General features: G+C 60.0%; 26 protein-coding genes. 16 read left to right on the forward strand and 10 right to left on the reverse strand.

Features of this window, described 5'->3' with window-relative positions:
• Positions 1 to 304: 304 nt before the first annotated feature.
• The 3 genes from HNQ72_RS13100 (at position 305) to HNQ72_RS13110 (ending at position 3,919) form a co-directional block, all read left to right on the forward strand.
• Positions 305 to 1,231: a sulfite exporter TauE/SafE family protein gene (locus tag HNQ72_RS13100; protein WP_183992655.1), complete on the forward strand. Its 927-nt coding sequence runs from the start codon at positions 305 to 307 to the stop codon at positions 1,229 to 1,231.
• Positions 1,231 to 2,031 (forward strand): TIGR02186 family protein, encoded by an 801-nt coding sequence (locus HNQ72_RS13105; RefSeq protein ID WP_183992656.1) that lies wholly within the window; start codon positions 1,231 to 1,233, stop codon positions 2,029 to 2,031. The genes HNQ72_RS13100 and HNQ72_RS13105 overlap by 1 nt, the downstream gene beginning before the upstream one ends.
• A gap of 85 nt (positions 2,032 to 2,116) precedes the next feature.
• Positions 2,117 to 3,919 (forward strand): chloride channel protein, encoded by a 1,803-nt coding sequence (locus HNQ72_RS13110; protein WP_183992657.1) that lies wholly within the window; start codon positions 2,117 to 2,119, stop codon positions 3,917 to 3,919.
• A 45-nt stretch (positions 3,920 to 3,964) separates the two neighbouring features.
• Here HNQ72_RS13110 and HNQ72_RS13115 read toward each other — a convergent pair whose 3' ends face one another.
• Positions 3,965 to 4,753 carry a DUF4394 domain-containing protein gene (locus tag HNQ72_RS13115; RefSeq protein WP_183992658.1) on the reverse strand — a complete coding sequence of 263 codons (789 nt, stop codon included), beginning with the start codon at positions 4,751 to 4,753 and terminating at the stop codon, positions 3,965 to 3,967.
• 286 nt (positions 4,754 to 5,039) lie between these two features.
• Between HNQ72_RS13115 and HNQ72_RS13120 the strand changes: the two genes are divergently transcribed.
• The 5 genes from HNQ72_RS13120 to HNQ72_RS13140 all read left to right on the forward strand — a co-directional run bounded on the left by HNQ72_RS13120 (position 5,040) and on the right by HNQ72_RS13140 (position 8,160).
• Positions 5,040 to 5,591 carry a sigma-70 family RNA polymerase sigma factor gene (locus tag HNQ72_RS13120; RefSeq protein ID WP_373289444.1) on the forward strand — a complete coding sequence of 184 codons (552 nt, stop codon included), beginning with the start codon at positions 5,040 to 5,042 and terminating at the stop codon, positions 5,589 to 5,591.
• The gene (locus tag HNQ72_RS13125) at positions 5,588 to 6,313 is read left to right on the forward strand and encodes an anti-sigma factor (RefSeq protein WP_183992659.1); all 726 of its coding nucleotides are present in this window, start codon (positions 5,588 to 5,590) and stop codon (positions 6,311 to 6,313) included. Before HNQ72_RS13120 ends, HNQ72_RS13125 begins: the two co-directional genes overlap by 4 nt.
• A gap of 103 nt (positions 6,314 to 6,416) precedes the next feature.
• Positions 6,417 to 7,334 (forward strand): alpha/beta hydrolase family protein, encoded by a 918-nt coding sequence (locus HNQ72_RS13130; RefSeq protein ID WP_183992660.1) that lies wholly within the window; start codon positions 6,417 to 6,419, stop codon positions 7,332 to 7,334.
• A 75-nt stretch (positions 7,335 to 7,409) separates the two neighbouring features.
• A complete protein-coding gene (locus HNQ72_RS13135; protein WP_148148291.1) occupies positions 7,410 to 7,847 on the forward strand; it encodes a universal stress protein in 438 nt (145 codons plus the stop codon).
• Between the two features lie 40 nt (positions 7,848 to 7,887).
• Positions 7,888 to 8,160, forward strand: a complete 273-nt coding sequence (locus tag HNQ72_RS13140) for a hypothetical protein (RefSeq protein ID WP_183992661.1) — start codon at positions 7,888 to 7,890, stop codon at positions 8,158 to 8,160.
• A gap of 32 nt (positions 8,161 to 8,192) precedes the next feature.
• On the opposite strand, the gene pdeM is transcribed toward HNQ72_RS13140, so the two are convergent.
• Positions 8,193 to 8,936, reverse strand: a complete 744-nt coding sequence (gene pdeM / locus HNQ72_RS13145) for a ligase-associated DNA damage response endonuclease PdeM (protein ID WP_244654375.1) — start codon at positions 8,934 to 8,936, stop codon at positions 8,193 to 8,195.
• 190 nt (positions 8,937 to 9,126) lie between these two features.
• Positions 9,127 to 11,655, reverse strand: coding sequence for a ligase-associated DNA damage response DEXH box helicase (locus HNQ72_RS13150; protein ID WP_210319575.1), 2,529 nt, complete (start codon positions 11,653 to 11,655; stop codon positions 9,127 to 9,129).
• Positions 11,656 to 11,743: 88 nt separating this feature from the next.
• Between HNQ72_RS13150 and HNQ72_RS13155 the strand changes: the two genes are divergently transcribed.
• Together HNQ72_RS13155 and HNQ72_RS13160 are read left to right on the forward strand one after the other, a co-directional pair.
• Positions 11,744 to 12,247, forward strand: a complete 504-nt coding sequence (locus HNQ72_RS13155) for an RrF2 family transcriptional regulator (RefSeq protein WP_183992663.1) — start codon at positions 11,744 to 11,746, stop codon at positions 12,245 to 12,247.
• A 37-nt stretch (positions 12,248 to 12,284) separates the two neighbouring features.
• On the forward strand, positions 12,285 to 12,746 hold the full coding sequence (locus tag HNQ72_RS13160) for a carboxymuconolactone decarboxylase family protein (protein ID WP_183992664.1): 462 nt from the start codon (positions 12,285 to 12,287) through the stop codon (positions 12,744 to 12,746).
• Positions 12,747 to 12,756: 10 nt separating this feature from the next.
• Here HNQ72_RS13160 and HNQ72_RS13165 read toward each other — a convergent pair whose 3' ends face one another.
• From HNQ72_RS13165 to HNQ72_RS13175, 3 genes are all read right to left on the reverse strand, one after another.
• Entirely contained in the window at positions 12,757 to 13,401 is a 645-nt protein-coding gene (locus HNQ72_RS13165) for a YitT family protein (RefSeq protein WP_183992665.1), read from the reverse strand.
• 1 nt (position 13,402) lies between these two features.
• Complete coding sequence (locus HNQ72_RS13170; RefSeq protein ID WP_183993127.1) at positions 13,403 to 13,963, reverse strand: YitT family protein; 561 nt, start codon at positions 13,961 to 13,963, stop codon at positions 13,403 to 13,405.
• A gap of 219 nt (positions 13,964 to 14,182) precedes the next feature.
• Positions 14,183 to 15,112 carry a class I SAM-dependent DNA methyltransferase gene (locus tag HNQ72_RS13175; RefSeq protein ID WP_183993128.1) on the reverse strand — a complete coding sequence of 310 codons (930 nt, stop codon included), beginning with the start codon at positions 15,110 to 15,112 and terminating at the stop codon, positions 14,183 to 14,185.
• A 141-nt stretch (positions 15,113 to 15,253) separates the two neighbouring features.
• Between HNQ72_RS13175 and HNQ72_RS13180 the strand changes: the two genes are divergently transcribed.
• Both HNQ72_RS13180 and HNQ72_RS13185 read left to right on the forward strand, forming a co-directional pair.
• Positions 15,254 to 15,520, forward strand: coding sequence for a DUF6460 domain-containing protein (locus HNQ72_RS13180; protein ID WP_183992666.1), 267 nt, complete (start codon positions 15,254 to 15,256; stop codon positions 15,518 to 15,520).
• 1 nt (position 15,521) lies between these two features.
• Positions 15,522 to 16,022, forward strand: coding sequence for a CAP domain-containing protein (locus HNQ72_RS13185; RefSeq protein WP_183992667.1), 501 nt, complete (start codon positions 15,522 to 15,524; stop codon positions 16,020 to 16,022).
• 63 nt (positions 16,023 to 16,085) lie between these two features.
• On the opposite strand, the gene HNQ72_RS13190 is transcribed toward HNQ72_RS13185, so the two are convergent.
• Both HNQ72_RS13190 and HNQ72_RS13195 read right to left on the reverse strand, forming a co-directional pair.
• Positions 16,086 to 17,177 carry a quinone-dependent dihydroorotate dehydrogenase gene (locus tag HNQ72_RS13190; protein WP_183992668.1) on the reverse strand — a complete coding sequence of 364 codons (1,092 nt, stop codon included), beginning with the start codon at positions 17,175 to 17,177 and terminating at the stop codon, positions 16,086 to 16,088.
• Complete coding sequence (locus HNQ72_RS13195) at positions 17,174 to 17,521, reverse strand: DUF952 domain-containing protein (RefSeq protein ID WP_148148298.1); 348 nt, start codon at positions 17,519 to 17,521, stop codon at positions 17,174 to 17,176. The genes HNQ72_RS13190 and HNQ72_RS13195 overlap by 4 nt, the downstream gene beginning before the upstream one ends.
• 131 nt (positions 17,522 to 17,652) lie before the next feature.
• Here HNQ72_RS13195 and HNQ72_RS13200 point away from each other — a divergent pair, with 131 nt between their 5' ends.
• The 3 genes from HNQ72_RS13200 (at position 17,653) to HNQ72_RS13210 (ending at position 19,772) form a co-directional block, all read left to right on the forward strand.
• The gene (locus tag HNQ72_RS13200; protein WP_183992669.1) at positions 17,653 to 18,063 is read left to right on the forward strand and encodes a hypothetical protein; all 411 of its coding nucleotides are present in this window, start codon (positions 17,653 to 17,655) and stop codon (positions 18,061 to 18,063) included.
• 197 nt (positions 18,064 to 18,260) lie between these two features.
• Complete coding sequence (locus tag HNQ72_RS13205) at positions 18,261 to 18,908, forward strand: response regulator transcription factor (RefSeq protein ID WP_183992670.1); 648 nt, start codon at positions 18,261 to 18,263, stop codon at positions 18,906 to 18,908.
• A gap of 201 nt (positions 18,909 to 19,109) precedes the next feature.
• Positions 19,110 to 19,772 (forward strand): S24 family peptidase, encoded by a 663-nt coding sequence (locus HNQ72_RS13210; RefSeq protein ID WP_183992671.1) that lies wholly within the window; start codon positions 19,110 to 19,112, stop codon positions 19,770 to 19,772.
• 45 nt (positions 19,773 to 19,817) lie between these two features.
• On the opposite strand, the gene HNQ72_RS13215 is transcribed toward HNQ72_RS13210, so the two are convergent.
• Positions 19,818 to 20,693: a transporter substrate-binding domain-containing protein gene (locus HNQ72_RS13215; protein ID WP_183992672.1), complete on the reverse strand. Its 876-nt coding sequence runs from the start codon at positions 20,691 to 20,693 to the stop codon at positions 19,818 to 19,820.
• Between the two features lie 81 nt (positions 20,694 to 20,774).
• On the opposite strand from HNQ72_RS13215, the gene HNQ72_RS13220 reads away from it, so the two are divergent.
• Positions 20,775 to 22,724, forward strand: a complete 1,950-nt coding sequence (locus tag HNQ72_RS13220; protein ID WP_183992673.1) for a glycosyltransferase family 2 protein — start codon at positions 20,775 to 20,777, stop codon at positions 22,722 to 22,724.
• A gap of 50 nt (positions 22,725 to 22,774) precedes the next feature.
• On the opposite strand, the gene HNQ72_RS13225 is transcribed toward HNQ72_RS13220, so the two are convergent.
• Complete coding sequence (locus HNQ72_RS13225) at positions 22,775 to 23,827, reverse strand: glycoside hydrolase family 5 protein (RefSeq protein WP_183992674.1); 1,053 nt, start codon at positions 23,825 to 23,827, stop codon at positions 22,775 to 22,777.
• Positions 23,828 to 23,892: the final 65 nt, after the last annotated feature.

The raw sequence follows: 23,892 nt of genomic DNA on the forward strand, positions 1-23,892 counted from the left end.
ACCGGAGACGGCATGTCCGTTTCCGGCCCGGCTTTTTTGGTATCTCCAATCACGACTAAACCGACGGGTTTGCGGTGACGCGGCATATTCGCCACGCCGCGAAGAAAACGGCCAAATCAAGGGCTTGCGGTACCCTGACGCGCCTTTGCGGGTTTGACACCCAACACTTGGCGCAGGCATGTGGATCAGACATCTTCATGCCTTGTTCACCCGGCATGTGAGACACTTTCCCACCACCTCATCAGACAAGCGAGAGATCGCCTGCCGGACGAGGTTGTTCTGTTTCGCCTTGTCGGGGTTAACCGTGACGATCTACCTGCCCATAGCAGAGCTTTCGGTGAATATTTTCATCATCCTCGGCATGGGTGCGGCCGTCGGTTTCCTGTCCGGCATGTTCGGCGTCGGCGGCGGGTTTCTGATCACGCCGCTTCTGATCTTCTACAATATTCCGCCCGTTGTTGCGGTCGCGACCGGGGCAAACCAGGTGGTCGCGTCCTCGGTTTCCGGCGCAATCACCCATTTCCGGCGCGGCACGCTGGACATGAAGCTCGGCACGGTGCTGCTTGTCGGCGGTCTCGTCGGAGCGACGGTGGGCGTGTGGATCTTTTCCTGGCTGCGCAGCATCGGCCAGCTCGACCTGTTCATCTCGCTTCTCTACGTCGTGCTTCTGACGACAATCGGCCTTTTGATGCTGCAGGAAAGCCTGCGTGCCATGCGCAAGGCGAAGCTGAACCAGCCGCTTCCCCTGAAACGCCCCGGCCAGCACAACTGGGTGCACCGGCTGCCCTTGAAGATGCGGTTCAAGAAGTCGAAAATCTATCTTTCGGCCATTCCGGTCGTGACGCTCGGTTTCCTGATCGGCATCCTCACCTCGATCATGGGTGTCGGCGGCGGCTTCATCATGGTGCCGGCGATGATCTATCTGTTGCGCATCCCGACCAATGTCGTTGTCGGGACGTCGCTGTTCCAGATCATCTTCGTTACCGCCTATACGACCATGGTGCAGGCGGCGACCAACTATTCCGTCGATATCGTGCTGGCCTTCATCCTGATGGTGGCGGGCGTTATCGGCGCGCAATACGGCGTGCGCGTCGGGCAGAAGCTGCGCGGCGAACAGCTGCGTGCGCTTCTGGCGCTGCTGGTTCTGGCGGTCGGTATCCGACTTGCCATCGGCCTGTTCATCCGCCCGCAGGATCTCTATTCCGTCGCAGTCGGGGGGATCGGTTACTGATGTTTTGCCGCCTCGCCCTGATCTTCTCGTTTCTGCTAATCCCTGTGACCCAGGGATTAGCGCAGATCCCGATGGGTGAAGCCTCGACCGCCAAGGAAGGGCTCGATATCGGGGTTTCGACCAATGAAATCGCGATCACCTCGGATTTCCGAGGGGCGGACCTGACCGTGTTCGGGGCGATGACCAATGCCGACGACCTGCTCTTGGCAATCGGCAATTACGACATCATCGTCACGCTCGAAGGCCCGCGCGACTATGCAACGGTGCGCAAGAAGGAACGGATCTTCGGCGTCTGGGTGAACACGGATTCGATGATCTTCGAACAGGTGCCGGAAAGCTATTCGATCGCCAGCACCCGTCAGCTCGACGACCCGACGCAATTGCCACCGATCAATACGGCCGGTGTCGGCATCGAACATCTGGCACTGAATCCGATCGGCTATATCCGCGATGTCGGCGAGCTTTCCGATTTCCGGGAAGCCTACCGGCGACTGAAACTGGCTGGAGGCCTCTACCAGAAGGAAGCGAGCGGCGTTCGTTTCGTCTCGTCCAGCCTGTTCCGCGCCTCGCTCAGGCTGCCGGCCAATGTTCCGGACGGGGTGCATATCGTGCGCGCCTATCTGTTCAAGAGCGGTACGTTGCTCACCCAGCGCGAGATTCCGCTGCGGGTGGTCAAGACTGGCCTCGAACAGGCGATTACCGATACCGCCCATAACCAGCCGTTTGCCTATGGCCTGCTCTGCGTGCTGATCGCGCTGGTAACCGGCTGGGGTGCAAGCATCGTCTTCCGCAAGGATTGATTACGTCCGACCTGTTGCCGCCGTCTTTGCTTCGGCGAAACCTACTCTAGTTAGCGATCGATATCGCAAACCCAGACTGCCCAAGATGTTGAAACGCCTCCTCGACCGCCTGCCAGATCGATTGCCAGATTGGCGCCACCTGCTGCATCCGACCCAATTGCGCATATTGATCAGGCGCAGCGAATTCGGCCTGATCGCGATGGCGGCTGTGGTCGGCATGCTTGCCGGGCTTGCCGTGGCGGCGATGAGTTTCATCGCCCACGAGATCCAGGTACTGATCTTCGGGATCGGTCCCGACGAGAGGCTTAGCGCGGCAACCTCGCTCGATCTGATGGTGGTGCTCTGGGCACCGGCCGCGGGCGGCGTGGTAATGGGGATCGTGTTCATGATCCTGAAGAAGTGGCGCAAAAAGCCGATGGTCGACCCGATCGAGGCAAACGCGCTGCATGGCGGCCGGTTGTCGTTGACGGACAGCATCGTGGTTGCGGTACAGAACCTGATTTCCAACGGTTTTGGCGCCTCGATAGGATTGGAGGCCGGCTATACGCAGCTTTCTTCAGGTATCGCCTCGAAGATCGGTCTCATTCTGCAATTGCGCCGCTCGGACATGCGCATTCTCGTCGGCTGCGGGGCAGCAGGCGCAATCGCCTCGGCGTTCAACGCACCACTGACGGGGTCTTTCTACGCCTTCGAGCTGATCATCGGCACCTATACGATCGTCAGCCTTGCGCCGGTGGTCGTCGCGGCACTGGCCGCGACCTTCGTGACACGGCTTTTCGTCGGCGACGAATTCATGATCGATATCGGCGAGATCGGCACGGTCGTTCCGGCAGACTATCTTCCAGCCGTCATGCTCGGAATTCTGTGTGCGGGCTGCGGCATCCTGTTGATGAAAGGCGTCTCGAAGGTCGAGGAACAGGCGCGCAAAAGCTCGATCTCACCCATCTTCCGTCCTGCACTCGGAGGACTGATCGTCGGGCTGCTGGCGCTGATCGATACGCGGGTGCTTTCGGCCGGGCACGGCGCGCTGCATGAAAGCCTCAACCGGCACATGGCGATCGGGGCGGTGATCGGACTTCTGCTGCTCAAGTCCGTTGCATCGGCAATCACCATCGGCGCTGGCTTCCGTGGCGGCCTGTTCTTCGCCTCGCTGTTTCTGGGCGCGCTTATCGGAAAACTGTTTGCCTATTCGACGCCGTTCCTTTTTGCCCATGCAACGCTGACGCCGGTGATCTATGCGGTTGTCGGAATGAGTGCGATGGCGGTGGCGGTGATCGGCGGACCGCTGACGATGACGTTTCTGGCGCTGGAAGTGACCGGCGACTTTCCTATCACGGCGCTGGCGCTTGCGGCGGTCATCACGTCATCGGTCGTTGTGCGAACCAGCTTCGGCTATTCGTTCGCGACGTGGCGTTTTCACCTGCGCGGCGAAGGGATCAGAAGCGCGCATGATATCGGCTGGATCCGCAACCTGACGGTGGACAAGCTGATGCGCTCCGATGTGAAGACGGCGCAGGCGGGAATGACACTCGACCAGTTCCGCAAGGAATTTCCGATCGGTTCGACGCAGCGGGTGATCGTCATCGACGAGACCGAAAAATATGTCGGGATCATTCTCACCCCGGAAGTCTATTCGGCAGCGACCGAGGGCGGCGAGGAGAAACCGGAGCTCTCCTCGTTCATTCGCTACAAGAACGACGTGCTGCTTCGAAGCATGAATGCCAAGCAGGCGGCAGCAATGTTCGACCGGACGGAGGCGGAAGCGCTGGCGGTGGTGAACAACCAGATCGAGCGCAAGGTGGTGGGGCAGCTTTCCGAAAGCCACACGCTGCGGCGTTATACGGAAGAGCTGGACCGGCGGCGGCGCGAAATGTCCGGCGAGATCTGAGTGTGGGCAAGGGCGAAGCCGACACTCCGCCCCTGCACTCTTGCCTTACATGGTCGGAAGGATGGCGATGTCACGCACCTCATTTTCGATTCCGGTGATGGCACCGACTTCGGTGGCCGCGCCGGTTTCCAGATTGACCGTGTAGAGCATCTTACCGGCCGCGAGATAGGCGGTATTCTTGCCGCCTTCTTCGCCATGGATGTCAAAGGCGTATGTCGCCGGCATTTCCTTGATGCCGAGCTTGCCGATCGCCTTCAGGGTGCCGTCATTCGGCTTGGTCTGCTGGATCAGCGCGCCGATGGTGGCGTCGATATTGTACATCGCCGTCTTTTCCGGTTTGCCAATCGAATTGGTGTAGGCAGCCGCGACGATGTTCGGGGTTTCGCCCTTGTGCATGTCGCCCTCTTCGAAAGCCAGAACGCCATCGACCGTGACGGCACCCGTATCCGGGTGGACACGATGATTGGTGGTACCGGTCATGAAGCGCAGGCGGTCGGCCATGGGGTTGAAGTCGACCACGACCGGGGCTTCCGTCATGGTCAGCATCTTGTCCATCTTGGCGACTTCGGTGGCGGCGCCGGTTTCGAGATTGATCGAGACGATAGCGTGATCGGGCGTGACGCCGATGACCGTCTTGTTGCCAGGGCGGAAATCGATGCCGACCAACTTGTCGACGCCGGTCACGTCCATGGTCTTGGTCACTTCAGGTTTTGCGGTATCGAACATGACCAGGGTCTTGTCGCCGGTCAGGCCGAGGACGGGGGCAGCCATTGCAGCGGCGGCAGACGCGGCAAGCATGGTGGATGCGACGAGTGCGGTGCGAGTGATTTTCATGTGTCTCTCCCGTTGTGTTTCCAGCATGATCAAGAGCGGTAGGGCACACGGCCGCTGAAGCACTCTCGATGGGTAGACACATCGCGGGATGCCTCTGGATGCAGCCGATGAAAATATTTATTTACCTCGCATCCATTTCCGCACCCGGCGTGTCTTCCATATGCAGTCTCAGGATGGCTGCGGGAAACCGGAAACACTGGACGAGCGCATGTCCGTCGCCAGAACTACAGAGATGGAATATTCGCAACTGCGCGATTATTCGGGGAGAGAGGACAGCCTGGCCTTGGTGACAGACCAATCGACGGACTTGGAGGCGGCGCTCGCCGCCTGCGCCAAGGGCGACCGCCGCGGATTGCGTGACATATTCGATGCAGAGGCCGGCAAGCTGGTGAGTGTCGCACAGCGGATCGTCAAGCGGCGAGAACTTGCCGAAGAAGTCGTGCAGGAAGCGTTCATCCGCATCTGGACACACGCGCATCAATACAAGCCAGAGCGAGGATCGGCGCGCGGCTGGATCTACGCCATCGTGCGCAACCGGGCGCTCAACATGCTGAGGGACGGAAGCCGGGAAGACCTGATCATCGAAGATCAACTGGAGACCATTCAGGACGCCGAGCAGCTGGAACAGATCATGGCGGCGTGGCACAGGCTCGACCATAACAGCCGGTTGAAGGAATGCCTTGGCCGTCTGGAAGAGACAAGACGGCGTGGGATATTGATGGCCTATGTCGGCGGATATACTCACGGCGAAATCGCCGGTCGGCTGAAACTTCCGCTCGGCACGGCAAAGTCATGGATAAGGCGCGGGCTCTTGACGCTGCGGGAGTGCATGGCATGAAGTTCGCCAGCGAAAACGTTGCTCATATCGCCGACGAATATGTGCTTGGCCTGCTGAGCGAAGCAGACGTGGCAGAGGTGGAAAACGAGATCGAGCGCAATAGCACGCTCGCCACCGCCGTTGCGGAAGCGCGTGAGCGATTTCTGCCGCTCGACACCAATGTCGATCCGGCTGCCTTGTCACCGGTACTATGGCAAGCCATCGATGCCCGTCTTCCCGAACAGGCCACGATGGAGACGCCATCCATCGCCTCCGTGTCGCCGCGTGTTCCGACAGCGGGGAACGACAATGTTCGTTCCGGCTGGCGATCGGCAGCAATTTCGGCGATTGCCGCCTCGCTGATCCTGGCTGTTGGGTTGGTATGGAGTGTGACGCGCACCGTGGAGCCGCTGGTTGTCGCAGTGCTCGTCAACGAGGCCGGTGAGGTTCAGGCGGTGGTAGAGGATTTTGGCAACGATACGGCCAGCATCCGGCTGCTGACGGATTTCAATGTGCCTGAAGAGAAGACGATGCAGGTATGGACGCTTCCTTCCCGCGAGATGGGGCCGATGTCGCTCGGCCTGCTGGAAGATGCTCATTCCGCCTGGCTGAGCGGATCCACACTGCCGAAGCCACAGGATGCGCAGCTTTATGAAATCACGCTGGAACAGGCAGGAGGATCGCCGACCGGGCGACCGACCGGGCCGATCCTTGCCAAGGGGTTTGCCAAGCTGACCCGTTGACACCAATCTGCCGGAAAGGGTGCTACCCCTGCCTTGGGATAATTGCATCGTCGGTATGCTCGACTATTCTCAGGCTTGCCGGTAAGCCAGTCGGGAGGATCGCATGGCCGAAATCGCGCTATCGACATCCCGTCCGACCGGGACTGCAACAAGCTTTACCTGCCGCGACGGCGTTAGGCTCAACGGCCATATCTGGCCAGCCCGAAAAAAGCCCGTCGCTCGCGTGATCATCAACGCCGCCACCGGCGTGCTTGCCCGTTATTATCACTACTACGCGGACTTCCTTGCCGGCGAAGGGTTCGAGGTCCTGACCTATGACTATCGCGGCATCGGTCTTTCGCGGCCGGAAACCCTGCGCGGCTGCGGGTATCGCTGGCGGGACTGGGGCGAGCAGGATTTCGATGCGGCGCTGCGGTTCATGACCAAAAGAGCGCCGGAACTTCCGTTGATGGTGGTGGGGCACAGTATCGGCGGTTACCTGCCTGGGCTTTCTCCCGAAGCCCGGCGGATCGACCGGATGCTGACGATGGGGGCGCAATATGCCTGGTGGGGAGATTATGCGGCAGGGCATCGATCGAGGTTGTTCTGGCGCTGGCACATGGTGATGCCTGCCTTGACCGCGATCTACGGGTATTTTCCCGGCAGGAAGCTCGGCTGGCTAGAGGATCTTCCGGCAGGTGTCGCCAATGAATGGAGCTTTCGCGGGCCGCGAATGGAGCGGACGCATCCGAGGCATGAACGCGAGGCTGTGCTTTCGCGATTTGCCGCCGTCACCGCGCCGATTCTAGCGATCTGCGTGACCGATGATGATATCGGTTCGGCCGCGGCGATCCGGCGGACGCTTTCCTACTATTGCAATGCCGAGCGGATCGAAGCCGGCCTGTCGCCATCGCATTACGGGTTGGATGCGATCGGGCATTTCAGTCTTTTCCATTCCCGCCATGCCGATGGCTTCTGGAAGGATACGCTCTCGTGGCTGAAGAATGGCGTGAACCCCTTTGAGGGCAGCACTTCGGTTTGAGACAGGTCAATGTGCGACAATGGGCCGGTGCGAAGATGATCTCGACCAGGGAGGTCACTCAAGGAGGTCAACAAAATGTTCAAACATATCCTCATCCCGACCGATGGTTCGCCGCTATCGACCCAGGCACTCGAAAAGGCGCTCGACTTCGCACGCGAAAGCGGCGCCCAGGTAACGGTGCTGGCGGTGATAGAACCGCTGCAGGTCTTTACCGTCTATCCCGTCGGCATGGATATCGCTTATGCCGAATACGAGCAGCGGGCGAACGAACAGGCAGACGGCATTCTGGCCGATGCAAAAGCGGCCGCCGCACAGCGCGATCTGACCTGCGAAGCGATAAAGCTCCAGAGCGTCGATCCGGCCGGCTGCATCGTCAAGACGGCAGAAAAATATGGCTGCGACGCGATCGTGATGGCATCGCACGGACGTTCGGGCTTCAAGGCGTTCATGCTCGGCAGCGTGACGATGAAGGTGCTTGCCGGATCGAAACTGCCAGTGCTGGTTTACAGGTAACGTACTTGCCTTCAGCCGGCTCTTCCGGTCTTTAGCCGCCATGAGCACAGATCTGACACGGATACGGAATGCCGGCTGGACCTTATGGGATCCGATTGGGCTGAAAGATGGCGCTCAACCGCCCGAGGAGGCTGTCGACGAATATGACAGCTACCTCCTGCAGGTGATCGACATGCTGCGCCATGGAGAGCCCGTGGAAATGGCAATCGACTTCCTGATGGAGATCGAGAGCGAACATATGGCATTGGGGCCTCAGCCGGACGCGCGGGATCGCGCGACGGAAACGGTCGAGGCTTTGCAGGAGCTGGCCTAGTCTCTTCAGTTACGAGAACGAGGGAGAGGACGTCAGCCCATAAGGCTACCGTAGCGCACCGAATAGATGCGGTCGCGGCCGAGCAGATGGGCGACGAGCGTTTCCTGCTTGAACAGGCCGTGCATCGCGCGATGGCGGATATCGAGGCCGCCGGTGAGCACGCCGAAGGCCGGCATGAGCAGGCGGTGGCCATCGCTGGCGAAACACGGGCGACGAACAGACTTTTCGCGGCGCCGGACGGTAGCGGCGGGGTGGAGGTGCCCGGCAATCTCGCCCTTTGCCGAAATCAGGCTCGGTTCGTGGCGAAAAACCAGTCCCCCATAAACAAGTTCGTCGCTTGAGATACCCGGCAGGTCGGTGGTTCCATCGGGATCGTGATTGCCGTTGATCCAGATCCAGTCGCGACCGCGGGCCATATCGGCGATCATTTTTCGCAGGTCCGCAGGCAGGTGTTCGGAGCCGCTACGATCATGGAAATTGTCGCCGAGCGAGACGACGAGTTTCGGCTCGTAGCGGGCAATGACGGCGTTGAGGATGTTGAGCGTGGCGATCGTGTCATAAGGCGGCAGCATCATGCCGCGACGGGCGAAGGCGGCGCCCTTTTCCAGATGCAGGTCGGAGACGACGAGGGTCTGCGTTTCCGGCAGGTAGAGGCCACCGAGCGGATCGCAGACGGCGGCAGTGCCGTGGACGAGGATTTCCTGGCTCCCCACGGGGGTGCCGGTTGCTTGTCCTGCAATCACGGTGCGGGCGGCAAGCCCCAGGCGGTGTATCAAAGTTGGTTCGTCTTTCTTTTTTGTTGTCAAAGAAATGAGGGGGCGTCTGCCCCTCATCCGGCTGCCGCCACCTTTTCCCCGTAAGCGGGAGAGGGATATGCCGCGCCGTACTGCCCCTACCACCAGAGAGGAGCGGGCCACCTCCCCTCGCCCCCCGTTTACGGGAAGAGGGTGAGGGGCATTCACTGACCTACCCCATGGCCTCCGCGATCAACTCGTCCGCCGCCTCCTGCAGCACCGCGTCCTGTGCTTCGCCCGGTACCGGTTCCTTGCCGATTTCCAGCATGATCGGCACGGCGAGCGGCGAGACGCGATCGAGCGGGCGATGGATAATGTGGCCCCTGATCCGCTTCAGCATATCGCCAAGCCTGCCGATATCCAGCAGCCCCGACGCCGCATCCCGGCGCGTCGCTTCCAGAAGAATATGGTCCGGCTCGTGGGAGCGCAAAACATCGTAGACGAGATCGGTCGAGACCGTGACCTGGCGGCCGGTCTTTTCCTTGCCCGGATGACGGCGTTCGATCAAACCGGAAATCACGGCGCAATTACGGAAGGTGCGCTTAAGCATGTAGCTTTCATCGAGCCAGGCTTCCAGATCGTCGCCCAGCATGTCCTCATCGAAGAGGTCCGAGAGGTTCAGGGAGCCATCGGCAATCATCGCACCGATATCCTCGAGGCCCCATATGGCGAGCGAATAATCGGTGGCGACGAAGCCGAGCGGGCGGGCGCTAAGCCGTTCGAGACGGCGGGTCAGGAGCATGCCGAGCGTCTGGTGCGCGAGCCTGCCTTCAAAACAGTAGGCGATCAGGAAAAAGCGTTTGCCGCGCGGAAAGGTCTCGATCAGCAGTTCGTCCTGTTTGGGCAGCATGGAGCGTTCGAGCTGGATCGATAGCCAGTCGCGGACCTGATCGGGCAGGCTCACCCGACGATCGGGATCGGCCAGCATGGCGCGGACCTGATCTGCGAGGTAGGTGGTGAGCGGGAACTTGCCGCCGGCATAGGCGGGGATTTTCGGATCGAGCGAAAAGGCGTTGGAGACTAGGCATTCGTTTTCGCGGATGCCTTCGAAGCGCAGGACCTTGCCGGCGAACAGGAAGGTGTCGCCCTGGACGAGCTGTTCGAGAAAATATTCCTCGACCTTGCCGAGCGACATGCCGCCCCTGCCCAATGTGCCTTTGGCATTGCGCTTTACCAGCCGGACATTGAGTTCGGCTGCCTCGACGATGGTGCCGAGGTTCATGCGGTATTGCTGGGCGATCTGCGGGTTGGAAACGCGCCAGCGGCCGTCCTCCTGTTTCCTGATCTTTGCGTAGCGCTCGTAGGAGCGCAAAGCGTAGCCGCCGGTGGCGACGAAATCGACGATGCGTTCGAACATTTCCCAGGAGAGGCCGGCATAGGGCGAGGCGGAGGTGATCTCGTCATAGAGTTCGACCGGATCGAATGGTTCGGCGCAGGCCATGCCCAGAACATGCTGGGCAAGAACATCGAGAGCGCCCTCGCCTACCGGCGCCGTATCCTGCGCGCCGAGATAATTGGCGTCCAGGGCCGCCTGGCATTCCATGACTTCGAAACGGTTGGCGGGGACAAGGATGGCCTTGGACGGTTCGTCCATGCGGTGATTGGCGCGGCCGATGCGCTGGGCAAGCCGCGAGGCACCCTTGGGCGCGCCGACATGGACGACCAGATCGACATCACCCCAATCGATGCCCATGTCGAGCGTCGAGGTGGCGACGACGGCACGCAGCCTGTTGTCGGCCATTGCCGCCTCGACCTTGCGGCGCTGGCTTGCATCGAGCGAGCCGTGATGCAGGGCGATCGGCAGGTTGTCCTCGTTGATGGTCCAGAGCGACTGGAAGAGAAGTTCGGCCTGAAACCTCGTGTTGACGAAGATCAGCGTGGTCTTGTGGCGCTTGATCTCCTCGTAGACCTCGGGGATGGCATAGGTGGAGACATGGCCGGACCAGGGGATGCGGGTCTCCGTGCCCAGAATGGTGATATCGGGTGCGGCACCGCCTGTGACATGGACAAGGCCGGCGGGAGGTGCCTGCAGGGTGCCTTGAGGGGCGAGCCAGCGCTGCAGGTCCATCGGGTCGGCGACGGTGGCGGAGAGGCCCATCGTCTGCATTTTTGGCGCATGTTTGCGAAGACGGGCAAGGCCGAGAGAGAGGAGATGGCCGCGTTTCGAGGTGACGAGCGAATGAAGCTCGTCGAGGACGACATATTTCAGGTCCTTGAAGAACCGTGCCGCTTCCTTGTTGGCGAGAAGCAGCGCCACCTGTTCGGGTGTCGTCAGCAGGATATCGGGCGGGGTGAGCTTCTGGCGCTGGCGCTTGGATTGCGGCGTGTCGCCAGTGCGGTTTTCCACCGTGACGGCAAGGCCCATCTCGGTGACGGGCTTCATCAGGTTACGCTCGATATCGACGGTGAGCGCCTTCAAGGGCGAGATGTAGAGCGTGTGGATGCCGGTGAAGGCTGAACCGGGCGGGATCTTTCCACGGGCGACCAGATCCGTGAGCGAAGGCAAAAAACCGGCAAGCGTCTTGCCGGCACCGGTCGGCGCGATCAGCAGCATGTTTTCGCCGGCCTGGGCTCGCCCCAGCAGTTCCAGCTGGTGGGCGCGCGGCTGCCAACCCTTTTCGCCGAACCATTTGAGGAAGGGCGTGGGCAGGGTGGCGGCCTGATTGCCGGAAGGTTTGGTTTCGACGAGATCCACGCGCAAAAGATAAGCCTTCCGACGCCAAAAAGAAGGCCTCTTGACTCGCGGCCAATAATCATGGATAAATTTTATCCGTGATTAGGAGATCGAAATGAAACTGAGTGACGGCGTCGAACAGGCAATCCACTGTGTGGGCATGCTCTCCAGCCTTTCGGAAGGCGGGGTTTTGTCCGCGGCGGCACTTGCCGAGTTTCACGGCGTTTCGACGAGTTATCTCCTCAAGCACCTGCAGGCGCTTTCCGGCGCCGGTATCGTTGCCACCGTGCCCGGCCCTAAGGGCGGTTACCGGCTGGCGAAAACACCGGACCGGATAAGCCTGCTCGACATTGTGCTGGCCGTGGAAGGGCCGGCGCCGGCCTTTCGCTGCGCGGAAATCCGCCAGCGCGGACCGAACCCGCTGCCGGGGCGGTATTTTACCAAACCCTGCGGGATCAATGCGGCGATGCTGAAGGCCGAAAAGGCCTATCGCGCCGAACTCGCCAAGGTGACGATGGCATCGATCCTTGCGGAGCTTGCAGCAGACGACGACGGCGGGATCGCCGCCCGCGGCTGCGCCTTCATGGAACTGAACGAACGCAAATCGGCCCGTGGATAGGGCCATTAAATTCCCCCCGCCCTCAAAGGAGACGACCATGCATCCGCGTTTCAATCCCTTCAAAGCCAGCCAGGAAGCCTACAAAGCCGTGATGGCGCTGGAAGACTATGTGCAGAAATCCGGCCTGGAGCGCCGCTTCATTCACCTGATCAAGCTTCGCGCCTCGATCATCAACGGCTGCGCCTTCTGCGTCGACATGCATGTGAAGGAAAGCCGCCATGACGGGCTTTCCGAACAGTGGATCAACCTAATGAGCGTGTGGTGGGAATCTCCCGTCTATGACGAACGCGAACGCGCCCTGCTGGGATGGGTCGACTCGGTCACCAAGATCGCCGAGACCGGTATTCCGGACAGTGCTTATGAACCGCTGAAGGCCCATTTTACCGAAGAGGAAATGGTCAAGATCACGGTTGCGATCGGCGCGATCAACATCTGGAACCGTCTGGCCGTCGGCTTCCGCTCGCAGCATCCGATCGACAAGGTGGCCAACGCCGCCTGACCGGCCTGAATTAACGGACGATATATCTGTCGGTGCGGTGGTTGATGGCGAGCGTCAGGTTCAGCGTCACCGCCGCAACGATGGAGCAGGCAATGACGAAGGGGCTGGCGACGAAGAAGGACAGGAAGAGCACGACGCAATCCAGTCCCAGTTGCACGAAGCCGGCGCGCCAACCAAACCTGTCCTGCAGATAGAGTGCCAGAATGCCGAAACCGCCGAGCGAGGCGCGGTGGCGGAAAAGAACGAGCATGCCGCAGCCGATCAGAAGACCGCCGAAGAGTGCGGCGGTGATCGGCTCGATAATGTCGAAGCTGATGAGTTTCGGCAGGATGCCGGTGAGCACGGAGGTGAGTGCGACGGCGGCGAAAGTTTTTATCGTGAAGACGAGGCCGAGGCGCTTATAGGCCAGCCAGTAGAAGGGCAGGTTCAGCACGAAGAAGGCGGTGCCGAAGCTGACGTCGACAGAATAGCGCAGCAGGAAACCGAGACCGGCCGTGCCGCCGATCAACAGATGGGCTGCCGCAAGCATGGTAACGCCGAGTGCGGCCAGCATGGAACCGGCAACGACGCCCTGGATATCCTCGATGATCGAGTGCTTTTCGGTGGAAGAAGCCCAGAAGCCGATCGGGCTTTTCTTGTCCGCCGCATCCGCCATGTCAGCGCACCGCGATATACCGGTCGGACCGGTGATTGATGGTGAGAAGCAGGTTGAGCACCACCGCGCTCAACAGCGACCAGAGGACCGTCATCGGGCTGACGACGAAGAAGGCGGCTGCCATGACGCAGAGATCGAAGCCGAGCTGGACAAGGCCGGCCGGGATCTTGAACCGGTCCTGGATATAGATGGCGAGAATGCCGATGCCGCCGAGCGATGCCCGATGGCGATAAAGACCGAGCAGGCCGAAACCGATCAGGATGCCGCCGAGAAGCGCCGCCCAGAACGGATCGAGATGCTGGATGACGATGAATTTCCGCTCGAGCTCGGTGATGAAGGAGACCATCAGGATGGCGACGAAGGTCTTGAAGGAAAAGCCGATGCCGAGGCGTTTGAACGAGAGGTAGTAGAAGGGCAGATTGACGACGAAGAACAGGACGCCGAAGGGGATATCGAAAGCGTAGTGCAGCAGAAAGGCGACACCCGCGGTGCCGCTGGTGAGGAACCCGGCCTGGCTCAGAAAATAAAGGCCGAGCGCTGCGACCATAGCGCTGATGAACATGCCCTGAGCATCTTCCAGCTTGGTGTGTCGGGCCGGATCGAGGCTATAAAAGCCCAGCCGACGCTTCTGCGCGCTCTGTTGGTCAGCCAAATTGTTCCCCTTGGTCCATTCCGGGTTTTCGCGCCGGTTTTTCAGCAATTGTGCATTGCGATAGCGGCTTCATCAAGCGTCATCAACAACGCGTGAGTGCTCAAAGCGAAATCGCAAGAAAACGCCGGTTCAGGCGGTTTTGCGCGACAGAAACAATATGCCCTTGACCGGTTTTCCGGCATCCATGCGAATGGTGGTCCGCTCGATTTCCAGAAGTTCCAGCCGGTAATGGGCAAGCAGCAGCCGGATATGGGCTTCCGAATGGGCATAACGGAGGCTATCGCGCAGCACGAAACCCTCCTCCTCTGCCGCATCCTCAACCGAAAAGGCGAACAGGCCATGAGGTGCAAGCAGATCAGCTACCAGCGGAAAGACGGTTTCCAGCGAACCGAGATACATCAGCACGTCAGCGGCCGATACGAGATCGGCGCGATGTCGGGGAAGATCAGGGCCGAACAGGCCGCTTTCTTCGGCTGAAAGACTGAGGTCGGACTGGCCGAGATGATCGTAAAGCCCTTTTTCTCCGGCCTTGGCGAGCATGTTGGCGGAGAGATCAAAGCCCTCCAGACGTGCCGTATCCTCCCTGATTTCCGCGCCGAAAAGCCCGGTGCCGCAGCCGAGATCGACCGTAAGGACAAAAGGCGCATGGGGAAGCACGAGCGCTGCGAGCTTTCCAGGAACGGAATAATCGAGCTTTTCGACCAGTGCTGTGTCAAAGCGCTCGGCATATTCGTCAAACAGGCTCTCGACATAGCGGCTAGGCGGCTGGTCCGGCGCGTCGCGCGCACCGATGACGGCCAGTTTCAGCGTTGCGCCGAAAACGTCTTCGGGTTCGAGTTCCAGCGCGCGGCGATAGGCATCTTCCGCCGTCTCCAGTTCCGCCTTCTCGCGATATTCGCCAAGGCGGAACCAGCCTGCGGCCCAGCCGGGCGCGAGTTCCAGCGCCTGTTCCATCAGTTCGGCGGCAGCGGCGAAGTCACGGCCTTCCGCCAGCATGCGAGCGTAATCGGCACGACGGTCGGCGATCACATCGCCGGAAGAGAACTGGCTCATCGATATTGTCCTGAAATCATCCCGCTCATCGCCGAAGCCACAAAAAAACTCAAGTTCTATTTGAGAGGCGAACGTCAATGCCTATCTGACGGTTGCAGGCGCTCGCCGCCGCGGCTATGGCATTTGAAGCAACGGAGACGGTCAAGAATGGCGGATGGTGTGAACAGGTTTCTCGGCGACTCGATCGGCCGGACGATCATCAAGCTGATCGTGGTCTGCCTGATCGTCGGTTTCGTGCTCGCCTTTTTCGGCTATACGCCAAACAATATCGTCGGCAGCCTGCGCTATCATTTCTACGATATCCTGCATAACGGCTTCGATGCGCTGGGCGATATCGGCAATTACCTTGTTCTCGGCGCGATCGTGGTCATCCCGGTCTTCGTGGTTCTGCGCCTGATAAGCTATCGTCGCTGACATGACCGAGTTTTCCATTCCTTCGCGACGGGGTTTTCTCGTTCTTTCCGGCCTGACGCTTGGCGGTACTGGCCTCTTGCTTGCCGGCTGTTCCACGACTGCCGTCATGACGCCTATGCCGGGCTCCGAGGACGATACTGTCGCGGCACTGCCGATGGTCAACAAACTGCGCGCGTCCAAGGGGCTTGCTGCACTTTCGCTCGATGCCTCGGCACGCAAGGCAGCCGGCATCCAGGCAATGCGGATGGCGAAGGCCGAAGAAATGAAGCACCTGATCGGTCTCGGTGACGATTTCGGCGCACGGATGAAAAAGAGCGACGTGGCGCTGCCGGCCGCGGAAAACATCGCAGCCGGCCAGAAGTCTGTCGATGCTGCCGTACAGGCCTGGATCGACAGTCCCAAGCATCTGGAAAACATGCTCGGCAATTACCGCGGCCTGGGCGTCGCCATGGCACCGGCCAAGGACGGCAGGCCCTATTGGGCCATGGTCCTTTCGGGTTAGTGCATCCTTTTTGACGCCCTTCCCGATGCAAAACCGCTCGATTTTGCGAAATGGCTTTGACGATCAGAGCGGCCGTGCGGCCCAGTAGTCGACGCGGGTATCGCGTAGATCGCGGATCGAGGCGACGCCGTCACGGTCGAGCAGTTTCGACAGACCGCGGTTGATATTTCCCGGAAGAGCCGGGCCCTCATAGACCATGCAGGAATAGACCTGCACCAGATCGGCACCGGCGCGGATCTTTTCCGCTGCGTTTTCGGCGCTTCCCACGCCGCCTACACCGATAATCGGCAAATGCGGACCGACGCGTTTGCGCATGCGGGCAAGCACGGCCGTCGATTTGGCAAAGAGCGGCGCTCCGGACATCCCGCCTGCCTGTTTCGCCTGAACCTGATCCTTCAGGCCCTCACGCGAGAGCGTCGTGTTGGAGACGATCAGACCGTCCAGTTCATGGGCGAGCGCTTCAGCTGCGACATCATCAAGACCTTCTTCGGTCAGATCCGGGGCGATCTTCAAAAAGACCGGCAGGCGCTTTCCGGCACGGTCGGCTTCTTCATTACGCGCGGCAAGGACGGCGGACAGAAGCGCTGCCAGGCTTTCGCGCGCCTGAAGGTCACGCAGACCAGGCGTGTTGGGCGAGGAAATGTTGACGGTGAAATAGGTCGCGAGCGAATAAAAACGGCGGATGCCCAGAACGTAATCGGCGATGCGATCGGCGCTGTCCTTGTTGGCTCCGATATTGATCCCGACAATGCCCTTTGAATTCCCGCGGGCGCTCAAGCGGGCAAACACCGCGTCATGGCCCTGATTGTTAAAACCGAAGCGGTTGATGACGGCACGATCCTCGACCAGGCGGAAAAGGCGCGGCTTGTCATTGCCCACCTGCGGTTTCGGCGTCAGCGTCCCGACTTCGACATGGCCGAAGCCAAGCTTCAGAAGCGTATCCGGCACTTCGGCATTCTTGTCGTAACCCGCGGCGAGACCGACCGGGTTTTCGAACCGGATGCCGGCAACGGTCTGTGTCAGACGCGGATCGGGCTTTGGCGGACAGACCGGCGAGATGCCCGTTTTCAGAGCGGTAATCGACAGGTTGTGGGCAATTTCGGGATCGAAAACGAAGAGGCTACGGGAGGCAATTCCCGCGAGGCGGCCGATCATGGCATTTTCTCCGGAAAGGCATGCTGGCCGTCAACGCCGATCAGGAGGGGCATCTCCCAGATCACCGCCGAGAGCGGCAAGCTGCCATAGAGGTGAGGGAAAAGATCGCCGCCACGGGACGGCTCGAATTTCAGGTCTTCGCCAAGAGGCCGCGAATCCACCGCGACCAGCATCAACCCGGTCATGCCGGCGAAATGCAGTCTTGCCGTTTCGCGCGCCTGGGTGCCGGTGGAGAAATGGATATAACCGTCACGGTGGTCGATCTCGGCCCCTTCGAAGACGCCCCTCGCCTTGGCTTCCCGCCAGATGGTTTCGGGCACGATCTTGTAAACGGTATCCGTCATCACACATCTCCATTGAGATTTAGGGCTTGTGAGAACTTTGAGGCCTGCGAACCCGTTAGAGCAGATAAGCGGCGTTGCGGATCGTTTGCCGCAAAGGCGGCGAAAAGTCCATTACTATCGGAGGAGACAAAATGCGCATTTCGGCAATCAGCATTGCCGCCGCTTCTCTGACCGGCGCCTTGCTCGTTTCAGCGGGGGCAGAGGCACAGCAGAGGTTCCAGCTGGAGCAGACGGACCAAGGCCTCGTGCGGCTGGACACGGAGACGGGGGCGATCACCACCTGCACACAGGAAAACAACGAGTTGACATGCCGGATGGCACCGGACGAGCGCGCGGCCTATGAGAAGGAACTCGACCTCCTGGAAAAACGCGTAACGGCGCTCGAGGAACGTATCAGCCAGACACCGCCCGGACGATTGCCGAGCGACGCGGAAGTCGATCGGTCGCTATCGATCATGGAGCGCTTCATGCGAACTTTCATGGGTATCGTGCGCGAATTTACCGGAGAGCCGAACCCCGCGCCGCAACCGGACAGGACCTGACGTGCATCACTGCGCGACATGGCGGGTTGTCGCATAATCGATACAGATCCGTTGGCCTTCTACTCGCGGAAGATGTGCAGCAGTCAAAGGCCACTCTTGTTTCGGCTCATCAACAGCGTTACAAATTGACGCAGGCCTTGAGGAGGGCCCGGGATTTCGATCTCAGCACAACTATGCCTTTGGGAGGAGGCGTGGGAATGCAGACACTCACAATCATCATCGCAGACGATCATCCCCTGTTTCGCGGCGCGCTGGTCCAGACGCTTCAGGCAATGGCAGAGGATGTCACCATCATCGAATGCGGCGAGTTTTCCGCCGCGCTCAAGGCAGCCGACGAACATCCGGATGCCGACCTGATGCTGCTTGACCTTGCCATGCCAGGTGTCAGCGGATTTTCCGGGCTGATGACGCTGAGGGCGCAGTTTTCGGCGCTTCCGATCGTCATCGTATCGGCAACGGACGACAGCAGCACCGTGCGCCGGTCGATCGAACTGGGTGCGTCCGGCTTCATTCCGAAATCATCCGGCCTCGACGACATACGCATGGCGGTCAAGACAGTGCTCGACGGTGGGATATTCTCACCCGGCAGCGACACCAGCCAGCCGGAGGACGATCCCATGCTGATCGAAATTCTCGACCGGCTGAAGACGCTGACACCGCAGCAGAACCGGGTGCTCACCATGCTTGCCGAAGGCCTGCTCAACAAGCAGATCGCCTATGAGCTGGGTGTCTCGGAAGCGACGATCAAGGCGCATGTCTCGGCGATCCTTCTGAAGCTCAATGTTGACAGTCGAACCCAGGCTGTGATCAAGCTCGGCAAGATCAACATGGCCATGGTGGCGTAAGCAGAAAAAGGATTTTATTCCTCTCCGAGCTTTACGTGCAGGTGACATTCGGCTAAAATCAGGTGTGCCGGAGACGCTCTTTGGCATTGGGCGCTGAATGCCGGGATCGGTGAGCGCGTCATCTCTGATTGAAGGCTGCATGGCGCCCCTCTTCAAGCGGTCGCGGACTGGAGCCGGGTAAAGGCCGGGGCACGGGCGAAGATGCTGTCACATGACGCCATATGGAACGCGATCGACAGGCTTGCCGAACGTCATCAACTGACGCCATCCGGGCTTGCGAGGCGGGCCGGACTGGATCCGACCTCGTTCAATCGTTCAAAGCGTCTGGGGCCTGACGGGCGGCTGCGCTGGCCCTCGACGGAATCGATCTCGAAGGTACTCGATGCGACCGGGGCCACGATCGACCAATTCATGAGCTATCTGCCCGCCGGCGGCCGCAACCAGATACCCGAGGGTAATTTTCCGCCGCAGGCCGGCAATATTCCGTTGCTCGGCTTTGCCCAGGCAGGTGCCGGCGGCTTTTTCGACGATGGTGGATTTCCGGCCGGACAGGGCTGGGATGTCGTCGAGTTTCCCGTCGATCCGTCACGCAAGGCGGGCGTCTATGCGCTCGAGGTGCAGGGGGAATCGATGATGCCGCTTTATCGCGACGGTGACGTGCTGATTGTCGAGCCGGGCGCGCAGGTGAGACGCGGCGACCGCGTCGTGTTGAAAACCAAGGAGGGTGAAGTGATGGCCAAGGTGCTGGCACGCCAGAGCCCGAAAAGCGTTGAAGTGATGTCGCTCAACCCGGAGCATCCCAACCGGACCTTTGATCTTGTCGATGTGGAGTGGATGGCCCGGATCATCTGGGCGAGCCAGTAAGGTCCAAGTTTTCGCCTTTACCGGCTACAGGAACAAATTCCCAGCTCAATATAACCCGTTTGGAAAATAGCGCAGATAGAGATCCTGCAGCCTGCCGTTACGGGACAGTTCGGCGAGTGCCTGATCGAAGGCCGAGACCAGAAGCGGGTCGGTGCGACGCACCATGACGGACAGGCCCTCGCCCAGGAATTTTTCCGAAAGATAAGGACCGTCGAAAAGCATGCAGCATTTTTCAGAAGCGTCGCTGGCGACCCAGAAGGGCAATCTCAATCCATCGGAAAAAACGGCGTCGATCTTTTTTTCCTTCAAAGCCGCAGTCATTGCCTCACCGGTTTCGAACGGCACGGCGATGATGCCTGGAAAAAATGCCTTGAGCATCGCCTCATGCGCGGTTTCCTCGACCACGCCGACACGACGCCCGGCAAGGGCTGCAGCAGTATCGCCCGGTATGTCGGCGGAGCGGCTTTTGGCAAAACGCGCCGGGATGCCGATATAGGAGCGGGAGAACAAAAAACGCTCCCGCCGGTCCGGATTGACCGCGATGCCAGCCATCACCGCCTCACCGCCATTGGCCTCCAATGTCCTTTCCAGTTCGTCGAACGGTATGGCCTGGATCTGGCATTTGGCCTCAAGCTTCAGTTCAGCGCAGATCTCGCGGGCAAGATCGACGTTGAAACCGGATAGGCGCCCCGTCTGGTCGGTGAAGTTGAAAGGCGGAAAATCCACGGTTGTCAGAATGCGCAGGCGAACGATCGTCGACAGATCCGGGCGGGCCAAGCGTTCGCGGCTGTCGAACATCAGCGGCAGGCGATCTCCACTTTCGGATGCAAGGCTCGTCGGGGGTGCTGTGGAAGCGGCCGCCAACATCATGAAAGCTGCAAAGAGATCGCGCGCCCCCCGCCAAACTAGGGATGTAATCATCCGGTGCCTCATTATGATCGTCTGCGGGTCAGGCAGGAGCCCCCCCTATCGGTTGCTCCTTGGGGACGGTGTAACAGAACCATGCGCTTCGGGGAATATCCGCCGCAGGGATCGGCGATCTATGACGACGAGCCTGCCACGAGCTTGCCGAACGGCAGTTCTGATGGCCATCAGGCCAATGACCAAGATTTTCGGGGAGAGGCTGATCCGGATCCAGCGGAGGCCGAGGCCGCGGTTCTTGCCGCTCTCGGTTTCTCCAAGCCGATGATTGCCCGAATGCACGAGCGCGCGCTGCGTCACGGCACGTCGATCGAAGCCGAGCTGCTGCGCTCCGGCGAGGTGTGCGAAGAGGCCTATTACGGCGCGATCGCGCGGTTGCTGCGGTTGCCTTTCATCGACACGATCGATCCCGGCCTTGTGCAGGACGCAATGACGCTGGACAGCCAGCTTATACGTCCGACCATGATCCGGCTTGCTCATCGCAGGCGGGAGCCGGAAACGGTCATCGTGCCGGAGGCGGCGCGACTGACGGAACTTGCCGCAGCCCTGACCACCATGCCCATGCTCGGCCGGAACCTTGCCATCACGACACCAGGCGCCATTCGCAAGGCCGTGTGGGCTGCGGGAGCCGGACGGCGCGGGCAGGAAACGACGAACGGGCTTTTCGAGCGGCAACCAGCTTTCTCCGCCCGGACGGTGCTTTCGGGCGAGCAGGGATTTTTCGCAGGTGCGCTCGTCGCCGGAACGAGCGCGGCCTTCCTCATCATACCGGTCGTGACGCTTCTCAGCCTGCATATCATTCTGTCTCTGACCTATCTTGCTTCGCTATTGCTGCGGCTGACGGCGCTTGCTTTGAAGATGCATCTGCCGCGCCCTGCTACGAGGTTCAACCTCAAAGCCGACCCGTTACCGCGCTACACGGTCATGGTGGCGCTTTACCGAGAAACCCCCGTCGTCGGCCAACTCATAGCCTGCCTCGAACGGCTCGACTGGCCCCATACACTCATCGATATCAAGCTCGTCTGCGAGGACGACGACGCCGAAACGATTGCCGCGCTGACCGCGCTTGAACCCGGACCACAGTTCGAAATCGTCACTGTGCCGCCAATCGGTCCGCGAACCAAGCCAAAGGCACTTACCTATGCGCTCTCTTCGGCACGGGGTGAATTTCTGGCCATATATGACGCGGAAGACCGGCCGCACCCGCTGCAACTGCGCGAAGCGCACGCCACCTTTGTCAACGGGCCGCCCGAACTGGCCTGCCTGCAGGCGCCGCTGATCATTGCCAATGCCCGGAAATCACCGCTCAGCGCCCTGTTCTCGCTTGAATATTCAGCACTGTTCAGGGGGCTTCTACCGATGCTTGCCAGGCGAAGAATGCCCCTGCCGCTCGGAGGAACGTCCAATCATTTCAAAACCGAAATATTAAAGAAAGTCGGCGGCTGGGATCCATATAATGTGACCGAGGACGCGGATATGGGGCTGCGCCTCTATCGGCTCGGCTACCGTTCGGACGTGTTGACCTGCCAGACACTGGAGGACGCGCCGGTACAGATTTCCGTCTGGATGGCGCAACGCGCCCGCTGGTATAAAGGCTGGCTGCAGACATGGCTGGTGCTGATGCGCGATCCGGCGAGGCTGATGCGGGAGATGGGCCTGCCCGCTTTTGTGACTTTCCAGCTGATGGTGGGCGGGATGCTGATCTCGGCATTGCTTCACCCCTTGATCTTCGTTTTCCTCTGGCTCGGGGCATCCGCCATGCTCGACGCACCAAAAAACGACCTGCCGCTCGGTGTCGTCTCGCTGTTCGTCATGGATTTCGTCAACATCCTCGGAAGCTACCTGATCTTCCTGGGATTGGGGGTCGGTTCGATGATCGACCATGAAAAGCGGCAGATCGGCTGGCGATGGGTGATGGTGCCATTCTACTGGCTGATGATCTCTGTTGCAGCCTGGCGGGCGGTAATCGAACTCAAGACCAATCCGTTCCACTGGAACAAAACACCGCATGCGCCGACATCAACAGACTGAAACCGCATGACGACAATTTCCGTCGAGTGCGTTTAGACGCTTTACCGGTCTCACGGACCTTCGAGCAGGATCTTCATGCGCGGATCATCCGGCGTTGCGCCCGAAAAGTCCTGCGCATCGGGTCCGCCCGGGTCGATCGAATACCAGAAGCCCTGATCAGGCGTATGGTAGCCTTTCTGTCCTGCATAGACACCAAACCAGGTGTAGCCGGTCCAGACATCGGTATTGGCCGAAAAATATGCCAGAAGGTCTCGCAGTTCCTTATAACAGGCCTCATTTTTGGCTACCGCGAATTCGCCGAGAAACAGCCGCATCCTGTTGGCGCGCGCCCACTCCGTCGCCTCGACCAGAACCGAGGTGCCGGATCCGGGATTGCAGATCTGCTTCTGTCCGGCACTGTAGTCGTCAAGATAACGGTGAACGTCGATGACCAGATTGTTGCCGGGATCACGGACGAGCGGCCCAAGCGGCTTTCCAAGCGGTTTCCCCGTCCATGACAGGTCGTGGGCGAAACCGTATCCATCCAGTAGAATCGTGTTGGTCGCGCCGATTGCGCGAATATCGCCCAGCACCCTATTGTAGGTCGCAGCAAGCTTGATGCCATCCACATCGTGCGGCTCATTCATGATGCCGAACATGACGCGGGGATTTGCCTTGAATTTCATCGCGAGCCTGACCCAGAGATCAGAAAAATGGGCGGCCGAGACTTCCTGAGCCTCGCCGATGATGACCTCATTCTTCGGTTGCCTGTCGAAATTGAGGTCCCGGCGCATGAAGTTATGCACATCGACAATGACGGTGGCCCCAGCACTCGTCAGAAAATCAACCTCCCGTTCAAGCGCCGCAAGCACGGTTGGATCGAGATCTCCGCCGAGCCTAGGCTGAATCCATTCCCAGGCGAAAACCAGGCGGAAAACGCGCATGCCCTTGCCCAGGTAATATTTCATTCCCTCATCGGTCGCCCAGGTAGTGGACTGGGTATAATAACCGTTATTCCCGACGAGATTGACGCCACGCCCGAATAGGAGGTTCGTCGAAGCAGCCGATACAGGGAAGCCCAAAAGCACGATGAAGAGACCAAGCAATGCGGCAAACTTCTGCATGGAGATTTTTTTTCCCGAAATAACGTGCGTCGTCACAATTGTCTGGCGTCATCCATCACATCAAC

Origin of the sequence: Aliirhizobium wenxiniae (assembly GCF_014201355.1) — a bacterium.
In the GTDB taxonomy this organism is placed as follows: Bacteria; Pseudomonadota; Alphaproteobacteria; order Rhizobiales; family Rhizobiaceae; genus Neorhizobium; species Neorhizobium wenxiniae.

What these genes read in the sequence shown, in the direction of transcription:
- HNQ72_RS13105 (WP_183992656.1), top strand. Translation starts at nt 1,231, where the DNA reads ATGTTTTGCCGCCTCGCCCTGATCTTCTCGTTTCTGCTAATCCCTGTG.
- HNQ72_RS13110 (WP_183992657.1), top strand. Translation starts at nt 2,117, where the DNA reads ATGTTGAAACGCCTCCTCGACCGCCTGCCAGATCGATTGCCAGATTGG.
- HNQ72_RS13115 (WP_183992658.1), bottom strand. Translation starts at nt 4,753, where the DNA reads ATGAAAATCACTCGCACCGCACTCGTCGCATCCACCATGCTTGCCGCG.
- HNQ72_RS13125 (WP_183992659.1), top strand. Translation starts at nt 5,588, where the DNA reads ATGAAGTTCGCCAGCGAAAACGTTGCTCATATCGCCGACGAATATGTG.
- HNQ72_RS13130 (WP_183992660.1), top strand. Translation starts at nt 6,417, where the DNA reads ATGGCCGAAATCGCGCTATCGACATCCCGTCCGACCGGGACTGCAACA.
- HNQ72_RS13135 (WP_148148291.1), top strand. Translation starts at nt 7,410, where the DNA reads ATGTTCAAACATATCCTCATCCCGACCGATGGTTCGCCGCTATCGACC.
- HNQ72_RS13140 (WP_183992661.1), top strand. Translation starts at nt 7,888, where the DNA reads ATGAGCACAGATCTGACACGGATACGGAATGCCGGCTGGACCTTATGG.
- HNQ72_RS13155 (WP_183992663.1), top strand. Translation starts at nt 11,744, where the DNA reads ATGAAACTGAGTGACGGCGTCGAACAGGCAATCCACTGTGTGGGCATG.
- HNQ72_RS13160 (WP_183992664.1), top strand. Translation starts at nt 12,285, where the DNA reads ATGCATCCGCGTTTCAATCCCTTCAAAGCCAGCCAGGAAGCCTACAAA.
- HNQ72_RS13165 (WP_183992665.1), bottom strand. Translation starts at nt 13,401, where the DNA reads ATGGCGGATGCGGCGGACAAGAAAAGCCCGATCGGCTTCTGGGCTTCT.
- HNQ72_RS13170 (WP_183993127.1), bottom strand. Translation starts at nt 13,963, where the DNA reads ATGTTCATCAGCGCTATGGTCGCAGCGCTCGGCCTTTATTTTCTGAGC.
- HNQ72_RS13180 (WP_183992666.1), top strand. Translation starts at nt 15,254, where the DNA reads ATGGCGGATGGTGTGAACAGGTTTCTCGGCGACTCGATCGGCCGGACG.
- HNQ72_RS13185 (WP_183992667.1), top strand. Translation starts at nt 15,522, where the DNA reads ATGACCGAGTTTTCCATTCCTTCGCGACGGGGTTTTCTCGTTCTTTCC.
- HNQ72_RS13190 (WP_183992668.1), bottom strand. Translation starts at nt 17,177, where the DNA reads ATGATCGGCCGCCTCGCGGGAATTGCCTCCCGTAGCCTCTTCGTTTTC.
- HNQ72_RS13195 (WP_148148298.1), bottom strand. Translation starts at nt 17,521, where the DNA reads ATGACGGATACCGTTTACAAGATCGTGCCCGAAACCATCTGGCGGGAA.
- HNQ72_RS13200 (WP_183992669.1), top strand. Translation starts at nt 17,653, where the DNA reads ATGCGCATTTCGGCAATCAGCATTGCCGCCGCTTCTCTGACCGGCGCC.
- HNQ72_RS13205 (WP_183992670.1), top strand. Translation starts at nt 18,261, where the DNA reads ATGCAGACACTCACAATCATCATCGCAGACGATCATCCCCTGTTTCGC.
- HNQ72_RS13210 (WP_183992671.1), top strand. Translation starts at nt 19,110, where the DNA reads ATGCTGTCACATGACGCCATATGGAACGCGATCGACAGGCTTGCCGAA.
- HNQ72_RS13215 (WP_183992672.1), bottom strand. Translation starts at nt 20,693, where the DNA reads ATGATTACATCCCTAGTTTGGCGGGGGGCGCGCGATCTCTTTGCAGCT.
- HNQ72_RS13220 (WP_183992673.1), top strand. Translation starts at nt 20,775, where the DNA reads ATGCGCTTCGGGGAATATCCGCCGCAGGGATCGGCGATCTATGACGAC.
- HNQ72_RS13225 (WP_183992674.1), bottom strand. Translation starts at nt 23,827, where the DNA reads ATGCAGAAGTTTGCCGCATTGCTTGGTCTCTTCATCGTGCTTTTGGGC.